General features: G+C 72.6%; 14 protein-coding genes, 1 pseudogene and 1 riboswitch. Of the genes and pseudogenes, 12 read left to right on the plus strand and 3 right to left on the minus strand.

From position 1 onward, the window contains the following. Window positions 1–65: 65 nt before the first annotated feature. The 3 genes from ACMCNK_RS31990 to ACMCNK_RS32000 are packed head-to-tail and all read right to left on the minus strand — an operon-like array spanning window position 66 to window position 2,789. A complete protein-coding gene (locus ACMCNK_RS31990) occupies window positions 66–815 on the minus strand; it encodes a TVP38/TMEM64 family protein (protein WP_412740056.1) in 750 nt (249 codons plus the stop codon). 50 nt (window positions 816–865) lie between these two features. Next, window positions 866–1,579 (minus strand): type 1 glutamine amidotransferase, encoded by a 714-nt coding sequence (locus ACMCNK_RS31995; RefSeq protein ID WP_412740057.1) that lies wholly within the window; start codon window positions 1,577–1,579, stop codon window positions 866–868. Further along, a complete protein-coding gene (locus ACMCNK_RS32000; protein ID WP_412741051.1) occupies window positions 1,569–2,789 on the minus strand; it encodes a MurT ligase domain-containing protein in 1,221 nt (406 codons plus the stop codon). Before ACMCNK_RS32000 ends, ACMCNK_RS31995 begins: the two co-directional genes overlap by 11 nt. Window positions 2,790–3,302: 513 nt before the next feature. Beyond that, a riboswitch (cyclic di-AMP (ydaO/yuaA leader) is annotated at window positions 3,303–3,422 on the plus strand. A 39-nt stretch (window positions 3,423–3,461) separates the two neighbouring features. Here ACMCNK_RS32000 and ACMCNK_RS32005 point away from each other — a divergent pair. The 12 genes and pseudogenes from ACMCNK_RS32005 to ACMCNK_RS32060 all read left to right on the plus strand — a co-directional run bounded on the left by ACMCNK_RS32005 (window position 3,462) and on the right by ACMCNK_RS32060 (window position 18,947). Continuing rightward, entirely contained in the window at window positions 3,462–4,244 is a 783-nt protein-coding gene (locus ACMCNK_RS32005) for a C40 family peptidase (protein ID WP_412740058.1), read from the plus strand. A gap of 456 nt (window positions 4,245–4,700) precedes the next feature. Further along, window positions 4,701–5,132 (plus strand): division/cell wall cluster transcriptional repressor MraZ, encoded by a 432-nt coding sequence (gene mraZ / locus ACMCNK_RS32010; protein ID WP_412740059.1) that lies wholly within the window; start codon window positions 4,701–4,703, stop codon window positions 5,130–5,132. A gap of 224 nt (window positions 5,133–5,356) precedes the next feature. Then, on the plus strand, window positions 5,357–6,415 hold the full coding sequence (gene rsmH / locus ACMCNK_RS32015; RefSeq protein WP_412741052.1) for a 16S rRNA (cytosine(1402)-N(4))-methyltransferase RsmH: 1,059 nt from the start codon (window positions 5,357–5,359) through the stop codon (window positions 6,413–6,415). Then, a pseudogene (locus ACMCNK_RS32020) lies at window positions 6,412–7,050 on the plus strand (hypothetical protein); the annotation flags it as partial. The gene rsmH and the pseudogene ACMCNK_RS32020, both read left to right, overlap by 4 nt. A 374-nt stretch (window positions 7,051–7,424) precedes the next feature. After that, window positions 7,425–10,034 (plus strand): penicillin-binding transpeptidase domain-containing protein, encoded by a 2,610-nt coding sequence (locus ACMCNK_RS32025; protein ID WP_412740060.1) that lies wholly within the window; start codon window positions 7,425–7,427, stop codon window positions 10,032–10,034. Between the two features lie 51 nt (window positions 10,035–10,085). Next, window positions 10,086–11,606, plus strand: a complete 1,521-nt coding sequence (locus ACMCNK_RS32030; protein ID WP_412740061.1) for a UDP-N-acetylmuramoyl-L-alanyl-D-glutamate--2,6-diaminopimelate ligase — start codon at window positions 10,086–10,088, stop codon at window positions 11,604–11,606. Beyond that, the gene (locus ACMCNK_RS32035) at window positions 11,603–12,979 is read left to right on the plus strand and encodes a UDP-N-acetylmuramoyl-tripeptide--D-alanyl-D-alanine ligase (protein WP_412740062.1); all 1,377 of its coding nucleotides are present in this window, start codon (window positions 11,603–11,605) and stop codon (window positions 12,977–12,979) included. Before ACMCNK_RS32030 ends, ACMCNK_RS32035 begins: the two co-directional genes overlap by 4 nt. Further along, complete coding sequence (gene mraY / locus ACMCNK_RS32040) at window positions 12,976–14,082, plus strand: phospho-N-acetylmuramoyl-pentapeptide-transferase (protein WP_412740063.1); 1,107 nt, start codon at window positions 12,976–12,978, stop codon at window positions 14,080–14,082. Before ACMCNK_RS32035 ends, mraY begins: the two co-directional genes overlap by 4 nt. Before the next feature lie 70 nt (window positions 14,083–14,152). After that, complete coding sequence (locus tag ACMCNK_RS32045; RefSeq protein WP_412740064.1) at window positions 14,153–15,541, plus strand: FtsW/RodA/SpoVE family cell cycle protein; 1,389 nt, start codon at window positions 14,153–14,155, stop codon at window positions 15,539–15,541. A gap of 32 nt (window positions 15,542–15,573) precedes the next feature. Next, the gene (gene murG / locus ACMCNK_RS32050; protein WP_412740065.1) at window positions 15,574–16,683 is read left to right on the plus strand and encodes an undecaprenyldiphospho-muramoylpentapeptide beta-N-acetylglucosaminyltransferase; all 1,110 of its coding nucleotides are present in this window, start codon (window positions 15,574–15,576) and stop codon (window positions 16,681–16,683) included. Window positions 16,684–16,711: 28 nt separating this feature from the next. Then, a complete protein-coding gene (murC, locus tag ACMCNK_RS32055; protein ID WP_412740066.1) occupies window positions 16,712–18,139 on the plus strand; it encodes a UDP-N-acetylmuramate--L-alanine ligase in 1,428 nt (475 codons plus the stop codon). Window positions 18,140–18,176: 37 nt separating this feature from the next. Beyond that, window positions 18,177–18,947, plus strand: coding sequence for a cell division protein FtsQ/DivIB (locus tag ACMCNK_RS32060; RefSeq protein ID WP_412740067.1), 771 nt, complete (start codon window positions 18,177–18,179; stop codon window positions 18,945–18,947). The last annotated feature ends 38 nt before the right edge of the window (window positions 18,948–18,985 follow it).

Genomic DNA, 18,985 nt, shown 5'->3' on the forward strand with positions numbered 1-18,985 from the left:
CCGCCGCACACGAGAACGGCCCGCCGCGAGGCGGGCCGTTTCCGTATGTCCGGGGCGTGGGTGGATCAGGCCGGGACGGCGGCGGCCTGACGGCGGCGGGTCGCCATGCGCCAGCGCAGCACGATCACCGCGGTGAGGGCGAACCCGATCAGCGCGGGGGCCAGCGTCAGCGCGTTCATCTTGCCGGGGGCGGTGACGGCCGCCCCGAGCACGGCGTACGAGATCGTGGACGGGACCGCGGCCAGCGTCGTGCCGAGCAGGTAGCGCTTGCGGCACACCGACGTCGTGCCGTACGCGTAGCCGACCAGGCCGTACGGGGCGAGCGGCAGGAAACGGACCAGCAGCACCGCGGAGAGCCCGCGCCGGTTCAGCCAGCCGTCGAGCTGGGCCATCCGGCTGCCCGCCCGCGCGCCGAGGATTCCCCGGCCGGCCCACCGGCCGGCGTAGTACGTGGCGACCGCGGCGATGACGGCCGCGGCGAGCGCGGTGACCGAACCGGTCGCGGGGCCCAGCAGCGCGCCGCACGCCATGGTGATCGCGGTGCGGGGGACCAGGACGGAGAGCAGGACGCCGCCGAGGATCGCGATGGCGACCGCGGCGATCGGGCCGAGCGCGAGCACGGACTGGGCGATGGCCTGCAACGGCAGCAGCGCGGCGGCGGCGGCGAACGCCGCGATGGCGACGGCGAGCACACCGAAGCGCATCAGGCGGTGACGGCGGCCGGGGCCGGGCTCGGGGTGCGGCGTGACGGTCGGCTGAGTGGCCTGAGGATCCGCGGAGTCAGCGCCCCGCGGGGCGATCAGGATGTCAGTCATGCAGCGTGCCGCTCCAGTCTCGTTGCCGGTCGAGGACTAGGTGGTGCTGGTCAGGCGCTCGCCGCGGCGAGCCGTTCGCTCCGGAGCCGGTCGGCCCACGTGTCATCCAGTGGCGAAAGGTTATCGACGCCGATCGCCCATTTCAGGAGCAGATCGGCTATCGCCGGGTTGCGGGCCAACGCGGGCCCGTGCGCGTACGTGCCGAGGATCTTTCCGGCCCACGCTCCCTCGGTGCGCCCGTCGTTGCCGATGCCGGCGGTGACCCGGGCCAGCGGGGCGACGCCGGGGCCGAGATGGGTGCGGCCGCCGTGGTTCTCGAATCCGGTCAGCGGGGGCAGGCCCAGCCGCGGGTCGATGTCGCCACGAACCTCGCCCACGGCCCGGGTCTCGCCGCGGTCCGAGGAGATGTCGAGCAGGCCCAGCCCGGCGCACTGAGTGCCCTTGGCGAAGAACGACGTACCGAACAGCTGGTAACCGGCGCAGATCGCGAGCACCGCGGCGCCCTGGCTGACCGCGCGGTGCAGGCCGCCGTCCGCGATGAGCCGCTGCGCCGCGAGCGCCTGCGGGCCGTCCTCGCCGCCGCCGATGAGGTAGATGTCGGCGGAGGTGGGCATCGGCTGGTCCGAGCGGACCTCGTGGGTCTCGACCGCGATGCCGCGCAGGGCCGCGCGGCGGGCGAGGATCAGCAGGTTGCCCCGGTCACCGTACGTCGACAGCAGGTCGGGGTAGATCCAGACGATCCGCAGGGTGCTCTCAGTTGACACGGTCCAACTCCGCTCGGATGTCCTGGAACGCCGTGTAGTTCGCGATCACCTCGAGGCGCCCGGGCGGGGTGGCCCGCAACGCCTCGTCGAAGTTACTAACGTGCGTGAACGCCACGTCGTTCACTTCGAGGCGCACGGCGAGGTCGTACGCGCGGTCACCGGTGATCAGTACGGGCCGCCCGCGCAGCGGGGAGAAATCCACGTCGTAGAGCCAGGACGTGTCGAGGCCGTCGGGGTCGCGGGCGTTGACGGACAGCAGCGTGGGCGCCTCCTCCGCCATGTCGAACGCCTCCAGCCAGCTTGCCGGATTCTTGGCCAGCAGCAGCCGTACGTTGCGTCCGTCCCGCTCCACCTGGGCGTACCGGCCGGCGACAGAGGCGACCGAGGCGAGCCGGGGGACGGCCTCGATGGGACGGACCCCGAACTCCGCGGCCACGGCCAGCGCGGTGGCGGCGTTGCCCAGGTTGACGTGGCCGGGCAGTTGCAGCTTGACCAGGTGCCAGTCGCCGCGGGGGTCGAGCACGCCGTCGTCCTCGACGCGCCATTGGGGCTGCGGCCGGCGCAACGCGCACCCGGTGCACCGCCAGTCGCCGCCCTCGCGGTGGATGGCGGAGCCGCACTCGGGGCAGACCCAGGAGTCGTCGTGCCAGCGCTGCCCGGCGCTGAACCAGGTGACGTGGGGGCTGCCCACGGCGGCCCAGACGACCATCGGGTCGTCGGCGTTCGCGACGACGTGGGCGTCCGGGTGGGCGGCCAGCGCGGTGCGCCACAGCTGCGCCATCATCGCCACTTCCTTCGCCCGGTCGAGCTGGTCGCGGGAGAGGTTGAGCAGCGCGATCACCCGCGGCGTGGTCGCCTCGATGACCCGGGCCAGATAGTGCTCGTCCACCTCCAGCACCGCGAACGGGGTGGCCCCGGCCTTGGCCAGGGCCGAGGTGTGCCCGGTGGGCATGTTGGCGCCGAACGAGTTGGTGGCGACCGGCCCGAGCACGCCGAGGGCGGCGGCGGCGAGGCGGGTGGTGGTCGTCTTGCCGTTGGTGCCCGACACGAGCGCGATGGCGCGGCCCGCGGCGAGATGTGCCAGCAGGTCGGGGTCGATCTTGAGGCCGATCCAGCCGCCGATGACCGAGCCGTCGCCGCGTCCCGCCGCCCGTGAAAGCGCGGCCGCGGTACGCGACACGGAGCTCGCGACCTTGGCCCGCAAGGGCATCTTCCCGTCCGTCACGCAGGCGAGGGTACCGGAGCCGGGCACTACGTGGAGTGGTCGTCCGGCCCGTCCGCTCCGTGACGGATCTCGTGCTTTCGGTGGACTGCCGGATCGGCCGGGTGGCGTCCGCAATGGTCTTTTTGGGAGGCTTGGCGCCAGAAACGGGGGAGTCCATCCTGGAGCATGATCGGCCGTCGTGGTGCTTTTTGTGTGTTCTGATTCACCCGTAACCATCACCCACTGGTAATCACAAGGCAACGCTGTGTGGCGGCATTTGTCGCGCCGTTGCCATAACCGGACACGCGCCAGCGTGCCAATATCTTCTGTTAACGATCTTGATCCAGCGTTGAACTTCGAATTCGGCTAGGAAGGTTTCTGGTGGTGAGCGATCGCTCGCCGCTCGTGTCGAACCGAGCCACGCCGAGCCCTGCCCCGGCCCGGGCGACACGACCATGCACCGCGCGACCACACACAAGGCAATGGGGGGCAGGGACGGGGGACCCAATTCCGGTCCGCTCGGTGCTTCCGCCGGTTCGGCGGGGGTGCCGGACCTCGGGGTGAAGCCGCCAACGGCGGCCGGGCAACCTTCCCGCCCGAACCCGACAGCTAACCTCGCAGGCGTGCCGGAGGGAACTCTCTACCGTGCACGAACGTCGTTCGAGCCGGGGCCGCCGCATGTCCGTCGGTACCGGCACCCTAGCGTTGTCCCTGGGTCTCTGCCTCTGCGCCGGCCAGCTGGTCACCACGCCGGCCGCCGCGGCAGCCGCCACCAGCACCGCCACCAACCTGGCGGCCTCGGAGGCGGTGACGCCCAGGATCACCGATCGGGTCAACAAGAGCACGATCAAGTGGGGCCAGGCCGTCTACGTGACGGCGACGGTGATCGACCCGGGTACCGGCCAGGCCGTGACCACGGGCTCGGTACGCCTGCAGGCCAAGCGCAACGGCAAGTGGCAGACCCTGGTCACCCGCGGGCTGGGTGCCAACGGGTCCGCCGCGTTCAAGACGACTCCCAGCTCGACCACCTGGTTGCGCACGGAGTTCACCGGGGCGGGCAGCTACCGCGGTACGGCCACCCGGGCTGTCAAGATCAATGTGACGTCCAGCGGGGCGAAGATCCTGGCCGAGGCTGAACGGCACCGCGGTGCGCGGTACCGGTTCGGCGCCTCGGGTCCCCGGGTCTTCGACTGCTCGGGCTACACGAAGTACGTGTACAAGAAGGCCGCCGGCAAGAACCTGCCGCACACGGCCAACGCGCAGCAGCGCGTCGGCACGGCGGTCAGCAAGTCCGACGCGCAGGTCGGTGACCTGATCGTCTTCCGTTCCGGCTCGCACGGCTACCACGCGGCCATCTACGCCGGTGGGGGCTACATGTGGGACTCGCCGCACTCCGGCGCCACGGTGGGCAAGCACAAGATCTGGAGCAAGAACTACGTCGTGCGGCGCGTCGCCGTGTGAGGTAGCGGTACCTCCTGCATCACGACATCAGTGGGGCGTGACCCGGTTCGGGTCACGCCCCACTGTCGTTGCCGGCCCTCCACTTTCCTCCCCGCGCCGCGATCCGAGGGGCTGTGCAACCCCCGAACGTCTGGATTCGCGGGGATTTCGTGCCCGACTGCGCCGCATGTCGGAAACATGATCTGCCCGATCGGGCGCTCGGCCCTCCACCGCGCCTCCATGTGTCTGACGTGCGCTTTCGTCTGCGAACCGGGCTCGCGAAACGCGGCATTCCGGTTGCGGGTGGAGGGAAGTGGAGTAAGGTGGAGCGCATTGGCAGGCCGAGTTGGGACCGGCTCCAGGTGGACATGACACCCCTTGGGTGAGATGGCACCAGCGGGCGGCTCCCCGGAGGACTTGCCGGCCCGAGCGAAACGGCGGACCGCGAAACCGCCTGGGGGCAGGGGGTAAGGGCCGATGTTCCTCGGCACGCACACCCCGCGCCTCGACGACAAGGGCCGGCTGATCCTCCCGGCGAAGTTCCGGGACGAGCTGGCGGGAGGTGTCGTGATCACCAAGGGGCAGGAGCGCTGTCTCTACGTCTTCCCGATGCCTGAGTTCCAGCGGATCGCGGGGCAACTGCGCGAGCAGCCGGTGACGCACAAGGCGGCCCGGGCGTACAGCCGGGTCTTCTTCGCGAGCGCGCACGACGAGGTCCCCGACAAACAGGGGCGGGTCACCATCCCCGCGCACCTGCGCGAGTATGCGGGACTCCACCGCGAGCTCGTGGTGATCGGGGCCAGCACGCGGGTGGAGATCTGGGACAAGCAGTCCTGGGAGCAGTACCTCTCGGCGAGTGAGGACGAATTCGCCGACATCGAGGAGGGGGTGCTGCCCGGCGGACTGTAGGGCGCCACCGGGTGCGGGCCGTGCAGGCGGCTCGGACGTCGCTGCCGCCGTACTGCGAGATCTCCAGCCGCTCCCGCTCCTGGCGCCTCTTCCCCGGCGCCAGGCGCGTGTCCGGGGTCGGGCGCGCCCACACGTCAGGGCACGAGCGGATGGGGATCTGGCGGTACGGAAGACGACCGGGCAACCGGGTGGACGTGGAAAAGAGCAGGGCAATGGGGGTCGACATGGGGGAGCTTCGCGGCACGCACGTGCCGGTGCTGCTCGAGCGCTGTCTTGAGCTGCTCGCTCCCGCCCTCGACCGTCCGCACGCCGTCCACGTCGACTTCACGCTGGGACTGGGCGGGCACGCCGAGGCCGTGCTCGACCGGTATCCGAACGTGGTCCTCATCGGACTGGACCGCGACCGGGAGGCGCTCGCGCACGCCCGGCACCGGCTGTCCCGCTTCGCCGACCGTACGCATCTGATCCATGCGGTCTACGACGAGCTGCCGGACGTGCTCGCGGATCTCGACCTGGCGTCGTTCCACAGTGGCCTGTTCGACCTGGGCGTCTCGTCGCTCCAGCTCGACGAGCCCGACCGCGGGTTCGCCTACGCCCGGGACGCGCCGCTGGACATGCGGATGGACCAGAGCCGCGGCACCACGGCCGAGGAGGTCGTCAACGGGTACGAGCCCGCCGAACTGGTCCGCATCCTGCGGCAGTACGGCGAGGAGAAGTTCGCGTCCCGCATCGTCTCGGCGATCGTGCGGGAGCGGGCGAAGGACCGGATCACGTCCTCGGCGCGACTTGCCGACCTCGTCCGGGACGCGATCCCGGCCGCCGCGCGGCGTACGGGGGGCAATCCCGCGAAGAGGACGTTTCAAGCGCTACGGATAGAGGTAAACGGCGAGCTTGTCGCGCTGGAGGGGGCCGTACCGGCCGCCTTGGACCTGTTGGCGGCCAAGGGCCGCCTTGTGGTGATGTCGTATCAATCGTTGGAGGACCGGATCGTCAAACGCGCCATCGCCGCGCGGGCACGCAGCACCGGGCCGATCGACCTGCCGGTCGAACTGCCGGGGACAGGACCGAAGCTGCGGCTGCTGACCCGCGGGTCGGAGCCGCCGAGCGCGGCGGAGGTCGCGGAGAACCCGCGCGCCGCGTCGGTGAAGTTGCGCGCGGTGGAACGCATCGACGATCAGCGCCAGACACCGGAGGGCGACCGCGAACGCCCCCGGATGTCGGCGACGCACGGGGGGCTGGGCCGGTTGCGCCCGCGTAGACAGCAGGAGGGGGAGGGAACATGAGCGAGCGTACGGCGCCGCGGTCGGGGGGCCGGACCGCGCAGCGCATCGGGTCGCAGCGCACCAGCCGCGAGCGGGGCACGCCCGCGCCCGCGATCGACGAGGTCCGCAGCGTCGGCGGTGCCCGGGGGGAGCGCCGGCAGCCGGCGCCGGGCACGGCCCGCCGCGCGGATTCGATCCGCGGCGGCACAGCGCGCGGCGAGGGCGCGAACCGAGCGGACGGTGTGCGCCGCGGCGTGGTGCCGACGCAGGGGACGGCCGCGCTCAAGCTGGATGGGGCGCAGCCGGCCGCCGACGCCGCGCCGCGACTGCGGGTCGCGCCGCCGGCGCCGATCCGGGCGCCCCGGGCGCCGTTCGCGGTCGTCGTCATCGCACTCGTTGTCGCCGGGGTGCTGGGCATCCTGCTGATCAACACCAAGACGAACGAGAACACGTTCCGGATCAGCCGCCTGCAGGACCAGAAGGCGCGGATGGACGCGCACCAGCAGCAGCTGGAGAACCAGATCGCGGGGTACGAGAGCACCGGCAACCTGGACGCCGCCGCCCGCCGGCTGGGACTGGTCAAGGCGGACACGCCCGCGTACATCCGGCTGCCCGACGGAAAGATCATCGGGGTGCCGAAGCCGGGGAATGGCCAGCCCGCGGTCACCGCTCAGGAGCCGGGCAAGGGGGCCGATCGCAACCGTACGGCCCGTGGCGGTGTCCCCGGCACCGTCCAGGGTGGTGCGTCGCAGAACGGGGCCACCACTGTCCGAAATGGCGCGCCGCCCAACGGTACCTCCGGGACCGGCACTGTCCAGGGTGGTGCGGTCCAGGGTGGCGCGGTCCAGGGCGGTGCAGCTCAGGGCGGTGCGGTTCAGGGTGCTGCCCCGCAGGCCGGCGGGCCGCAGGGCGGGCAGGCGGTCGCGCCGCAGAGTGGCGGGCAGGTGGCCGTGCCACAGGGCGGCGGTCAGCCCGTGGCGCCGCAGGGCGGCGGGCAGGTCGCTGTGCCGGGCACCGGGCGGTAGGCCGGATGCCATCGCGTGCCGACGAGCCGCCGCGCCGGGGTCCACAGCCCCGGCGCGGCGCGTCTCGTGACCAGCCGGCGGCCGACGGCCGCGAGACCGAAGCCGATCACGGGTTCGCGGGCATCGGTGACGCCCGTGCCTACACGCCTCGGGGACGTACCGTCCGCGAGAGCGACCAGCGCAGCCGCCGCCCGCGCAGCGGCCGCACCACGGACCCGTTCCGGCCCGCGTTGCAGGTGCTCGACGACGACCAGCCCGGTCCGCGTCGCCGCACGGACGATGCCCGGGGAGCGGCGAACGGGCAGCGGCCCGCGACCGCGGACCGGAGCGCAGCCGGCCGGCAGCGGTCCGCAGAGCAGGCGGGAAAGCAGCGGCCGGACGAGGCGACCGGAAAGCAACGGCCGGCCGAGCGGGCCGGGAAGCAGCGGCCCGCGGATGCGGGCGACCGGCATCAGTCGGACGAGTCGATCGGCAAGCAGCGGCCGTCGGATTCGAGCGGCCGGCAGCGGTCGGGAGACGCGAGCGGCCGGCAGCGGTCGGGAGACGCGAGCGGCCGGCAGCGGTCGGGAGACGCGAGCGGCCGGCAGCGGTCCGTGGACGCGGCCGGGCGGCAGCGATCTGCGGACCGGCGGGCGGGTGGTGCGCAGCGGCCGTCGGACCCGGGCGCGGCGGGCGGCTCCCGCAGCACGGCTCGCGGCGGGCGGCGGGACGTGGCGGACCGGCGTACCGGAAATGGCAACGACCGGGAGCGCGCCGGAGCACCGGCGCCCCGGCGGACCGCGGGCGGCCGGCCCGGCAACGCCCCGCGGTACGCGCCCAAGCGGCCGGTCGCGGCCATCCCCCCGGAACCCCCGAAGCTGGCCAATAGCACCCGGCGGTTGCGTCTGGGCACGGTGCTGGCGCTGACGTTGTTCGTGACCATCGGCGTGCGGCTGGTCAGCATGCAGGTCATGGAGTCGTCCGCCGACGCGCAGAAACTCCTGGCGCAGCGCAACAACCGGCTCGCCGAGGTGGTGCTGCCCGCGCCGCGGGGCAGCATCCTGGACCGCTCCGGGGCGGTGCTGGCACACAGCGTCGAGGCACGGTACATCTACGCAGACCCGGAGCTGGTGAAGAGCCCGGCGGCCGCCGCGGCCCAGCTCTCCCCGCTGCTCGGCATCGCCCCGTCGAAGCTGATGCAGCTCATGGCGCGCAAGAAGAGCCCGTTCGGTGGCTGGTCACGCTTCCAGTACCTGGCGCGTGGTGTGGACATCGCGGTCGCCGACCGGATCGCGGCCATGAAGCTGCCCGGCATCAACTCCGACCGTGACGAGCGGCGCGACGTGTTCGGCGCCGACCTGGCCGCGAACCTCATCGGCTTCACCGGCGAGGACCACACCGGCCTGGAGGGGCTGGAGGCCCGCTACGACGAGCTGCTGCGCGGCACCGACGGCGAGCGGGTCTTCGAGCGCGGCAACCCGCGGGTGGACAAGGGTGAGCTCGCCAAGGAGATCCCGGGCGGCTACCACCACGAGACCCCGGCGCAGCCGGGCACCTCGCTGGAGCTGACCATCGACCGGGACCTGCAGTTCGAGGTGCAGCGGTACCTGGCCGACGACATGGAACGGGTCAACGCCACCATCGGTGCCGCCGTGGTGCTCGACGTCCAGACCGGCGAGGTGCTGGCCCAGGCCAGCTACCCGCCGTACAACGCGGCGAAGCCGTTCGATGTGAAGCCGGCCGACCGGGATGACGTGGCCAGCAGCGTGGTGTCCGACCCGGGCTCCACGCACAAGGTGTTCACGCTGGGGGCGGCGCTGCAGGAAGGCGTGATCACCCCGGACTCGGCCATCACGGTCGGGCCCGCGCTGATGCGGGGCGGGGCCCGCTTCGCGGACACCCACCCACAGACGCGGGGCACCCAGCTGACCGTGCCGGGGGTGCTGGCGTACTCGTCGAACGTCGGCACGATCCTCATCGCCGACCGGCTCGGCAAGCAGAAGCTGTACGAGTACCAGCAGAAGTTCGGCCTCGGCAGGCCCACCGGCGAGGGCACCCCGGGCGAGGCGGGCGGGCGGCTGCTCACGCCGGAGCAGTGGAGCGGCTCGGCGACGGGTTCCGTGCCGATCGGCATGAGCGTCGACGCCACGCTGATCCAGATGGCCGCCGGGTACGCGGCGATCGCCAACGACGGCACGTACGTGCAGCCGCACCTCATCAAGGCCACCGTCTCCGGCACGAACGGCGCGGTGACCCCCGCCCCGGCGCCCGAGACGCACCAGGTGCTCAGCCCCGCGGTCGCCCGTGAGCTGCGCACGATGATGGAGGCCGTGGTGGACGTCAAGGGCGCCACGGGCACCCGCGCGGCGGTCGACGGCTACCGGGTGGCGGGCAAGACCGGCACCGGCAAAATGCTCATCGACGGGCACTACACCAGCCACAACGCCGGTTCGTTCATCGGCATGGCGCCCGCGGACAACCCGCGGTTCGTGATCGGGGTCTTCGCGGATGTGCCGAACGGCACCGGCGGCGAGGTGGCCGCCCCGGCGTTCCAGAAAATGATGTCGGACGCTTTGCATCGCTACCGGGTGCCGCCGTCGGGCACGAAGCCACCGAAGTTCAAGATCTATCCGTAGTGGCTGTGGCGTTGGCGTTGAGGTGCCGGGCACGGGGTAGGGTCTGACGCCGTGTCCGGCATTCCGCGTCCCCAGGGCCTGTCCCCGTACCGGCTGGCCGATCTCGCCGCGGCGCTGCCCGCGTCCCTGACCGGCGCGGACGTTCCCGTGACCGGGGTGACCCACGCCAGCGGTGAGGTGCGTCCGGGCGATCTGTACGCCGCACTGCCGGGCGCGCGCCGGCACGGCGCCGAGTTCGTCGCCGCGGCGGCGCAGGCGGGCGCGGTGGCGGTGCTGACCGACCCGGCGGGGCGCGACGCGGCTCTCGCGGCCGGTCTGCCGGTGCTGGTCGCCGACGACCCGCGGGCCGTGCTGGGCGCCGCCGCGTCCGCGATCTACGGCGAGCCCACGGCCGCGCTGACCCTCATCGGCATCACCGGTACGGCCGGCAAGACTTCCACGGCGTACCTGGTGGAGTCGGGGTTGCGGGCGGCCGGGCTGACCACCGGGCTGATCGGCACCGTGGAGACCCGCCTGGGTGACTTGGTGATCGACAGCGAACGCACCACCCCGGAGGCCACCGACCTGCACGCATTGCTCGCCGTGGCGGTGCAGCAGGGGGTCTCGGCCGTGGTGATGGAGGTGTCCAGCCACGCGCTGAGCCTCGGCCGGGTCGGCGGGGTCCGGTTCGCGGTCGGCGGGTACACCAACTTCGGGCAGGACCATCTCGACTTCCACGCCGACACGGACGACTATTTCGCGGCGAAGGCCAAGCTGTTCGACGGCCGGTGCCGCGCCGAGGTGCTCAACCGTGACGATCCGGCGCTGGCGCCGCTGTTCCGGCCCGCCACGATCAGCTACTCGGCGGCGGGCGACCCCGGCGCCACCTGGTACGCCGCGGACGTCCGGGAGTCGGCGTTCGGTCAGGAGTTCGTGGCGCGCGGCCCGGCGGGCCCGGTCGCGGCCGGGGTGGCGCTGCCCGGCCGGCACAACGTCGCGAACGCGCTGCTCGCCATCGCGAGCCTGAGTGCCGCCGGGGTCGACCCGGCGGTGGCCGCCCGCGGGGTCGCCGCCTGCCCGGGCGTACCCGGCCGGCTGGAGCGTGTCGACGCGCCCGGCGACGTCCTCGGGGTTGTCGACTACGCGCACAAGCCGGACGCGATCGTGGCCGCGCTGGCCGCCCTGCGGGAACTCGCGAACGCCCGCGGGGGGCGGCTGCTGGCCGTGCTGGGCGCGGGCGGCGACCGGGACCGCGGGAAGCGGCCCCTGATGGGCGCCGCCGCGGCGCGCGGCGCGGACATCCTGGTCGTGACGGACGACAACCCGCGCACCGAGGATCCGGCCGCGGTGCGTACGGCGGTCCGGCAGGGCGCGGAGCAGGCCGGCACGCCGGCGAAGATCGTCGAGGTGGCGGGCCGTCGCGCCGCGATCGACGAGGCGGTACGGTACGCCGGCCCCGGCGACGTCGTGGCGGTACTGGGCAAGGGACACGAGCGGGGCCAGGAGGTGGGCGGCGAGGTGTTGCCGTTCGACGACCGGATCGAGCTGGCCGAGGCGCTGACCGCCCGGGCGAGCGCGGGAGGGGCCCCTTGATCACGATGACTCTCGGCGAGATCGCGGAGGTCACCGGCGGGCAGGTGGTCGGCGCCGAGCCGGGTGCGCAGGTCACCGGGCCGGTCGAGTTCGATTCCCGGAAGATCACTGCGGGCGGGCTGTTCGTGGCGTTCGCGGGGGAGAAGGTGGACGGCCACGAGTTCGCGCCGGCCGTCATGGCCGCCGGGGCGGCGGGCGTGCTGGGCACCCGTGACGCGGGGGTTCCCGGTGTGGTCGTGGCCGATCAGCTCGACGCGCTGGCCCGGCTCGCCCGGGTGGTGGTGGACCGGCTGGACGCGCTGACCGTGGTCGGGCTCACCGGCTCCTCCGGCAAGACCACCACGAAGGATTTCATCGGGCAGCTGCTGGCCCGGCTCGGGCCGACCGTGGCGCCGCCGGGATCGCTGAACAACGAGCTGGGGCACCCGTACACGGTGTTGAAGGCCGGGCCGGACACCCGCTTCCTGGTGCTGGAGATGGGGGCCCGCGGGGTCGGGCACATCCGGCATCTCGCGCAGGTGGCGCCGCCGCGCATCGGGGTGGTGCTCAACATCGGTGCCGCCCACCTCGGCGAGTTCGGCTCGGTGGAGGGCACCGCGCTCGCCAAGGGGGAACTCGTCGAGGCGCTGCCCGCCGACGGCGTGGCCGTGCTCAACGCGGACGACCCGCTGGTGGCGGCGATGGCGAGCCGCACCCGCGCGCGGGTCGTCCGGTTCGGCGAGGCGGAGCAGGCGGACGTGCGGGCGGTCGACGTCACGCTGGACGCGCGCGGGCGGGCCGCGTACACGCTGGTCGCGGGCGGGGAATCGGCGCTGGTGCGGCTCGCGGTCACCGGCCGCCACCAGGTCGGCAACACGCTGGCCGCGGCCGCGGTCGCGCTGGCGGCGGGTTTGCCGGTCGCCCAGGTCGCGGACGCGCTCGGCGAGGTCGGCATCGCGTCGGTGCGGCGGATGGACGTCTTCGACCGGCCCGACGGCGTGACGGTCATCGACGACTCGTACAACGCCAACCCGTCGTCCACCGAGGCCGCGCTGCGGTCGCTGGCCGCGTTGGGCGCGGGCCGGCGGACGGTCGCGGTGCTGGGCTACATGGCCGAGCTGGGCGAGTACGAGCGTTCCGGACACGAGCAGGTCGGCCGGCTCGCCGCCGAGCTGGGCGTGGACCGGCTCATCGCGGTGGCCGAGGCCGCCCCGATCCTGGCGGGCGCGGCCACGGTCGCGTCGTGGACGGGTCAGGGGTTGCACGCCGCCGACCAGGCGGCCGCCATTGCGGAACTCGACCTGCGCCCCGGCGATGTGGTGCTGGTCAAGGGGTCCCGATATCGCACGTGGGAGGTCGCGGACAGCCTGCGGCCCGAGGGGGTACGCCGGTGAGGGCAGTCATCGTCGCGGCCGCGGTCGCCTTCATCATCTCGCTGTTCGGCACACCGGTGGCGATCCGGGTGTTCACGGCGCTGAAGGCGGGCCAGCCGATCCGTTCCGTGGGGCCGGCGACCCATCAGGGCAAGAAGGGCACGCCGACGATGGGCGGCGTGGCGTTCATCGTGGCCACGGTGCTCGCGTACGTGGCCGGGCACGTCGCGCTGACCACGCTGCCCGAGCAGCAGATCGCCCAGGTCGGCCCGACGATGACCGCGCTGGTGCTGCTGGGCCTGTTCGTGTTCTGCGGCGCGGTCGGGTTCCTCGACGACTTCCTCAAGGTGCGGCGGCGCCACTCCGGCGGCCTGAGCGCCAAGGGCAAGCTGCTGGGCCAGCTCCTGGTCGGCACGGGCTTCGGCATCGCGGCCCTGTACGTGCCCAGCACCAACGGCCAGACCGTGGCGAGCGAGCACATCTCGTTCATCCGCGACATCAGCTTCCTCGACGTCGGCAAGGTCGGCTCGGTGCTGATCTTCGTGTTCGTCATCATGTCGATGTCCAACGGCGTGAATCTCACCGACGGCCTCGACGGGCTGGCCACGGGCGCGACGATCCTCGTGCTCGGGGCGTACACCCTGATCGGGTTCTGGCAGTACCGGCACTGGTGCGCGGACCGGACGTACGCGGCCAACCCGCACAACTACTGCTACGAGGTGCGCGACCCGCTGGAGATCGCCCTGATCGCCGCCGCGGCGGCCGGGGCGTGCGTGGGCTTCCTGTGGTGGAACACCTCCCCGGCGCGGATCTTCATGGGTGACACGGGCGCGCTCGGGCTGGGCGGCCTGGTGGGCGGGCTGGCCATGGCGACCCGTACGACGCTGCTGGCGATCATCATCGGCGGCCTGTTCGTCATCATCACGATGTCCGTGGTGATCCAGATCATCTCGTTCAAGACCACCGGCAAACGGGTGTTCCGGATGTCCCCGTTGCAGCATCATTTCGAGCTGGCGGGCTGGAGCGAGGTCAATATCGTGGTGCGCTTCTGGATCGTCGCCGGTATCTGTGTGGCCATCGGCTGCGGTCTGTTCTACAGCGACTTCCTGGCGGTCATGGGATAGGTCTCACAAATCCCGGCGACACGCGCCCGGGTGTGTCGGCTGGGCGGGCATGCGCCGGGATGATGACCACATGGCGGAGGACCAGCGGGCGCGCCCGTCACTGAGCCGGCAGTTCCTACCTGCCGTGCACGGGCTGCTGGCGCGGCCGCTCAGCTCGTACTACCTGCTCATCGCGAGCTCCGGGCTGCTGCTGCTGATCGGGTTGACCATGGTCTTCTCGGCCACCAGCGTCAAGGCGTACGCGCAGCACGGCAACGCGTTCTCGATGATCGGCAAGCAGGCGGTGTACGCGCTGCTCGGCCTGGTCGGCTTCTGGATCTGCCAGCGGCTTCCCGCCCGTACGCTGCGCACCCTCGGCACGTACGTGCTCGGCACGGCCGTGGTGCTGCTGGTGGTGCTCGACCTGCTGATGGCGTTGAAGAAGGTCGGGCTGCTGCATTCCGCCAAACTCGGCCCGGTGCACTCGGAGCTGCTCTGGCTCTACCTCGGACCGATCGGGGTCCAGCCGTCCGAGCTGGCGAAGCTGGGCGTGGTGTTGTGGGGGGCGGACCTGGTGGCCCGCAAGGGCCCCGCGCTGGGCCATTGGCGCGAGCTGGCCACGCCGCTGTTCCCGGTGGTCGGGCTGCTGTTCGTGCTGGTCGGCTACAACGACCTGGGCACCATGCTGGTGCTGCTGGCCCTGATCGTGGGTTTGCTGTGGGCCGCCGGGGTGCGGCTGCGGGTGTTCGCCGCGTTGGGCGTACTGGGCACGGCGGGTATCGGGCTGCTCATCGCGGCCGCGTCCCGCGGTGCAGGATCCGGGGCGGTCGGTGAGGAGAACTACCGGTTCGCCCGGATCGCGAATTGGCTGCAGCCGCCCGAGAACTGCTCCATCGGCGCGTGCTACCAGCTGCTGCAGGGCCGCTCGGCGATCTACGAGGGCGGCTGGTTCGGCGTCGGGCTGGGTAAGAGCGCGCTCAAATGGGACTGGCTGCCGCAGGCGGACAACGACTTCATCTTCGCGATCGTGGCCGAGGAGCTGGGGGTGGTCGGCTGCGCGGTGGTGCTGGCGCTGTTCTCCGTGCTCGCGTACACCGGTTTCCGGATCGCCCGGCGGGTCGAGGACCCGTTCCGGCGCATGGCCGCCACCGCGGTCACCACGTGGCTGGTCGCCCAGGCAGTGATCAACATCGGCGGGGTGGTGGGGCTGCTGCCGATCACCGGCCTGCCGTTGCCGTTCATCTCCGCGGGCGGTAGCGCCCTGGTCGTGGTGATGGCCGCGATCGGCATCCTGGCCTCGTTCGCCCGGGCCGAGCCGGACGCGGCGCGGGCCCTGCACGCCCGTCCGCCCGCCAGGTGGGTGCGGCTACTCTGGGCCCCGCTGCCGCCGCTGCCCCCGCCGCGGCGGCCGGGACCGTCGCGTCCCGGCGCCGCCTCCGCGGGCCGGGCAACCGCGAGCGCCGGAAAGGGCCGTCCCTAGCCGGTTCGGGCGGGGTGGGAGAGGAGACGGTGATGGCTCTGCTGCGGTCGGTCGTGCTCGCCGGGGGAGGTACCGGCGGCCACATCTACCCGCTGCTCGCCTTCGCCGACTGCCTGCGCCGGCATTTCCCCGAGGTCCAGATCACCACGCTGGGCAGCCCGAAGGGCATGGAGAACGAGCTGATCCCGCACGCGGGCTACGACCTGCGGGTGATTCCCGCGTTCCAGCTGCCGCGCTCGGTGAACCTCGACCTGCTGCGCACCCCGGACCGGATGTACAAGTCGGCGCACGCGGCCGGCAAGGTGATCGACGAGGTCCAGGCCGACGTGGTGGTCGGCTTCGGCGGGTACGTGTCCGTGCCGGCGTACCTGGCGGCGTGGCGGCGGGAGCTGCCCATCGTCGTGCACGAGGTGAACGTGCCGCCCGGCGTGGCGAACCGGGTGGGCATGAAGTTCACCAAGAACGTCGCGGTCGGCTTCCCGCACCAGCCACAGCTCGCCGAGTCGCTGCGCCACGCGCGGGTGGTCGGGGTGCCTTTGCGTACCGGCATCACGGGTCTCGACCGGGCCGCCCTGCGCCCGGAGGCTCTGGCGCACTTCGGGCTGCGCCCCGACCTGCCGGTGCTGTTCGTCTCGGGCGGCTCCTCCGGCGCACGGACGATCAACCTGGCGGTGGCCGGGGCGGCGAAGAAGCTGGCGCACGCGGGCGTGCAGGTGCTGCACGTGCAGGGGGGCCGCAACGACCCGTTCGACGTGCCCAGCGACCTGCCGGTGCCGTACGTGGTGGTGCCGTACCTGTCCGACATGCAGCTCGGGTACGCGGCGGCCGACCTCATGCTGTGCCGCGGCGGGGCGATCACGGTGGCCGAGACCACCGCGCTGGGACTGCCCGCGATCTACGTTCCGTATCCGTACAGCAACCAGGAGCAGCAGCGCAACGCGCGGCCCGTGGTCGACGCCGGCGGCGGGCTGCTGGTGGACAACGCGGAGCTGAGCCCCGACTGGGTGGAGCGTACGGTGATCCCGCTGGCCCGTGACCCGCAGCGGCTCGCCGCGATGGGGTCCGCGGCGAGCGCGTATGGTCGCCGCGACGGCGACGAGGCGCTGCTGGATTTCGTCTGCCAGGCGGTGGCCGGGCGATGAGTGACCGGGGAGCTTGGGGAGTGGAGCGGTGAACGCGGCGGAGCTGACGCCGGCCGGCGGGCTGACCGCCGAGGATCTCGGCCGGGTGCATCTGATCGGCATCGGCGGGGTGGGCATGGGCGGGCTGGCCCGCCTGCTGCTGACTCGGGGGGTGCCGGTCTCGGGCAGCGAGCTGCGCGAGTGGCCTGCGCTGGCCGCGCTGCGGGCGCTGGGCGGCACGATCCACATGAGCCACGAGGCGTCCAACCTGGACGGCGTCGACACGGTCGTCTACAGCACCGCGATCCCGCAGGACCACCTGGAGCTGGCCGAGGCGCGCCGCCGCGGGCTGCGCGTGCTGCACCGCTCGGAGGCGCTGGCCGCGGCGATGACCAACCGCAAGACCATCGCGGTGGCCGGCACCCACGGCAAGACCACCACCACGTCGATCATGACGGTGATCCTGCAGCACGCCGGTCAGGACCCGTCGTTCGTCATCGGCGGGGAGATCTCCGAGGCCGGCTCCAACGGCCACCACGGCACCGGACCGTACTTCGTGGCGGAGGCCGACGAGAGCGACAAGTCGTTCCTCATCTACCGCCCGCACGTCGCGATCGTCACGAACATCGAGGCGGACCACCTCAACAACTGGGGCGACCTGGACGGGCTCAAGGCGGGTTTCCTGGAGTTCGCGGAGCTGACCGACGCGGACGGTTTCGTGGTGACCTGCGCCGACGACCCCGGCGTGGCCGAGCTGATCGCGGCGCTGCGCGAGCGCGGCCGCACGGTCTACACGTACGGGGAGTCCGCGGACGCGACGCTGCGCATCGCGTCGGTGGCCTCGACCGTGCAGGGGGTCCGCTACGAGGCGTTCCTGGAGGGCAAGCCGCTGGGCGAGTTGCGCCTGGCGCTGCCCGGCCGGCACATGGGCCTGAACAGTGCTGCCGCGGTGCTCACCGCGTTGAAGCTGGGCATCGGCATCGGTTCGATCGCCGAGGCGCTGGCCTCCTTCCCGGGGGTGCGGCGGCGCTTCGAGCGCAAGGGCACCGCCGCGGGCGTGCGGGTCTACGACGAGTACGCGTACCACCCGACCTCGGTCAGTGCGGCGCTGCGCACGCTGCGGGAGGTGGCCGGCGACGGGCGGCTGGTCGTGGTGTTCCAGCCGTACCGGGTGTATCGCACCCGCGATCTTCAGGCGGAGCTGGCCGAGGGGCTGGCGCTGGCCGACGAGGTCGTGGTGATGGAGGTGTTCGGCCCGGGCGAGGTGCGCGGGCCGGGCGAGGGCGGGGTGGCGCTGACCGCCGCGATCGACCTGCCCGGCGAGCACAAGGTGTTCGTGCCGTCCTGGGCGGACGTGCCCGCCGAGGTGGTGCGCCGCAGCCGCCCGGGTGACGTGGTGGTCACCATGGGCGCCCCGCCGATCTCGCTGATGGGCGACGAGCTGCTGGTGGCGCTGGCCGAGGCCGACGGGCGGTAGCCCGGTGCCCGGTGGCCGTTCCGCCAAGACCAAAGGCATGAACACCGGCGAAGGCCGCAACTGGCGGCTCGTACGGGCGGACACTGACGCGGTGCCGTCGTCGGTGCGGCGGTTCATGGCGCGGGCGCGGCGCCGCCGGCTGCGCGCGGCACTGCCGTGGGCCGTGGGCGCGGGCGTGGTCGCGGTGCTGGGTGTCCTGGTGTGGATGGTGTACGGCACCTCCCTGCTGGGTGTGCGCGAGGTGCGGGTCGTCGGTACCGAGTCCCTGACCTCGGCGCAGGTGGAGCAGGCCGCGGCGGTGCCGATGGCCGAGCCGCTGGCCCGGGTGGACCTGGATGCGGTCCGGGCACGGGTGCAGGGTCTCGCGCCGGTGGACCGGGCGGTCGTGTCGCGTTCCTGGCCCGGCACGATCGAGATCGAGGTGGTGGAGCGGCGGCCGGTCGCGGCGGTGCCGCTGGACAAGGGCCGGTTCATGCTGCTCGACGGCGCGGGGGTGGCGTACCGGACGGTGCCGTCCGCCCCGGCGGGTCTGCCGCTGGCCCGGCTCGCTGCGCCCGGCCCGGCGGACGTGAACACGCGGTCGGCGCTGACCGTGCTGGCGGCGCTCACCGACGAGCTGCGCGAGCAGCTGGTGGAGATCTCCGTCATGGCTCCCGCGCAGATCCGGCTGGAGCTGCGCGGCCATCGGTCGATCGTCTGGGGCGACGACACCCAGAGCCCGACGAAGGCGCAGGTGGCGACCACGTTGCTGAAACAGCCGGGCGCCACCATCGATGTCAGCGCGCCCGAGGTCGTAACGATCCGTTGACTGCCGATCGGACATTAGGTCCTAAACGGCGCATTAGT

Source organism: Krasilnikovia sp. MM14-A1259 (genome assembly GCF_047159535.1).
Classification (GTDB): domain Bacteria; phylum Actinomycetota; class Actinomycetes; order Mycobacteriales; family Micromonosporaceae; genus Actinoplanes.

Coding starts and splice junctions, on each gene's coding strand:
- ACMCNK_RS31990 (WP_412740056.1), bottom strand. CDS start 815: ATGACTGACATCCTGATCGCCCCGCGGGGCGCTGACTCCGCGGATCCT.
- ACMCNK_RS32000 (WP_412741051.1), bottom strand. CDS start 2,789: ATGCCCTTGCGGGCCAAGGTCGCGAGCTCCGTGTCGCGTACCGCGGCC.
- ACMCNK_RS32005 (WP_412740058.1), top strand. CDS start 3,462: ATGTCCGTCGGTACCGGCACCCTAGCGTTGTCCCTGGGTCTCTGCCTC.
- mraZ (WP_412740059.1), top strand. CDS start 4,701: ATGTTCCTCGGCACGCACACCCCGCGCCTCGACGACAAGGGCCGGCTG.
- rsmH (WP_412741052.1), top strand. CDS start 5,357: ATGGGGGAGCTTCGCGGCACGCACGTGCCGGTGCTGCTCGAGCGCTGT.
- ACMCNK_RS32025 (WP_412740060.1), top strand. CDS start 7,425: ATGCCATCGCGTGCCGACGAGCCGCCGCGCCGGGGTCCACAGCCCCGG.
- ACMCNK_RS32045 (WP_412740064.1), top strand. CDS start 14,153: ATGGCGGAGGACCAGCGGGCGCGCCCGTCACTGAGCCGGCAGTTCCTA.
- murG (WP_412740065.1), top strand. CDS start 15,574: ATGGCTCTGCTGCGGTCGGTCGTGCTCGCCGGGGGAGGTACCGGCGGC.
- ACMCNK_RS32060 (WP_412740067.1), top strand. CDS start 18,177: ATGAACACCGGCGAAGGCCGCAACTGGCGGCTCGTACGGGCGGACACT.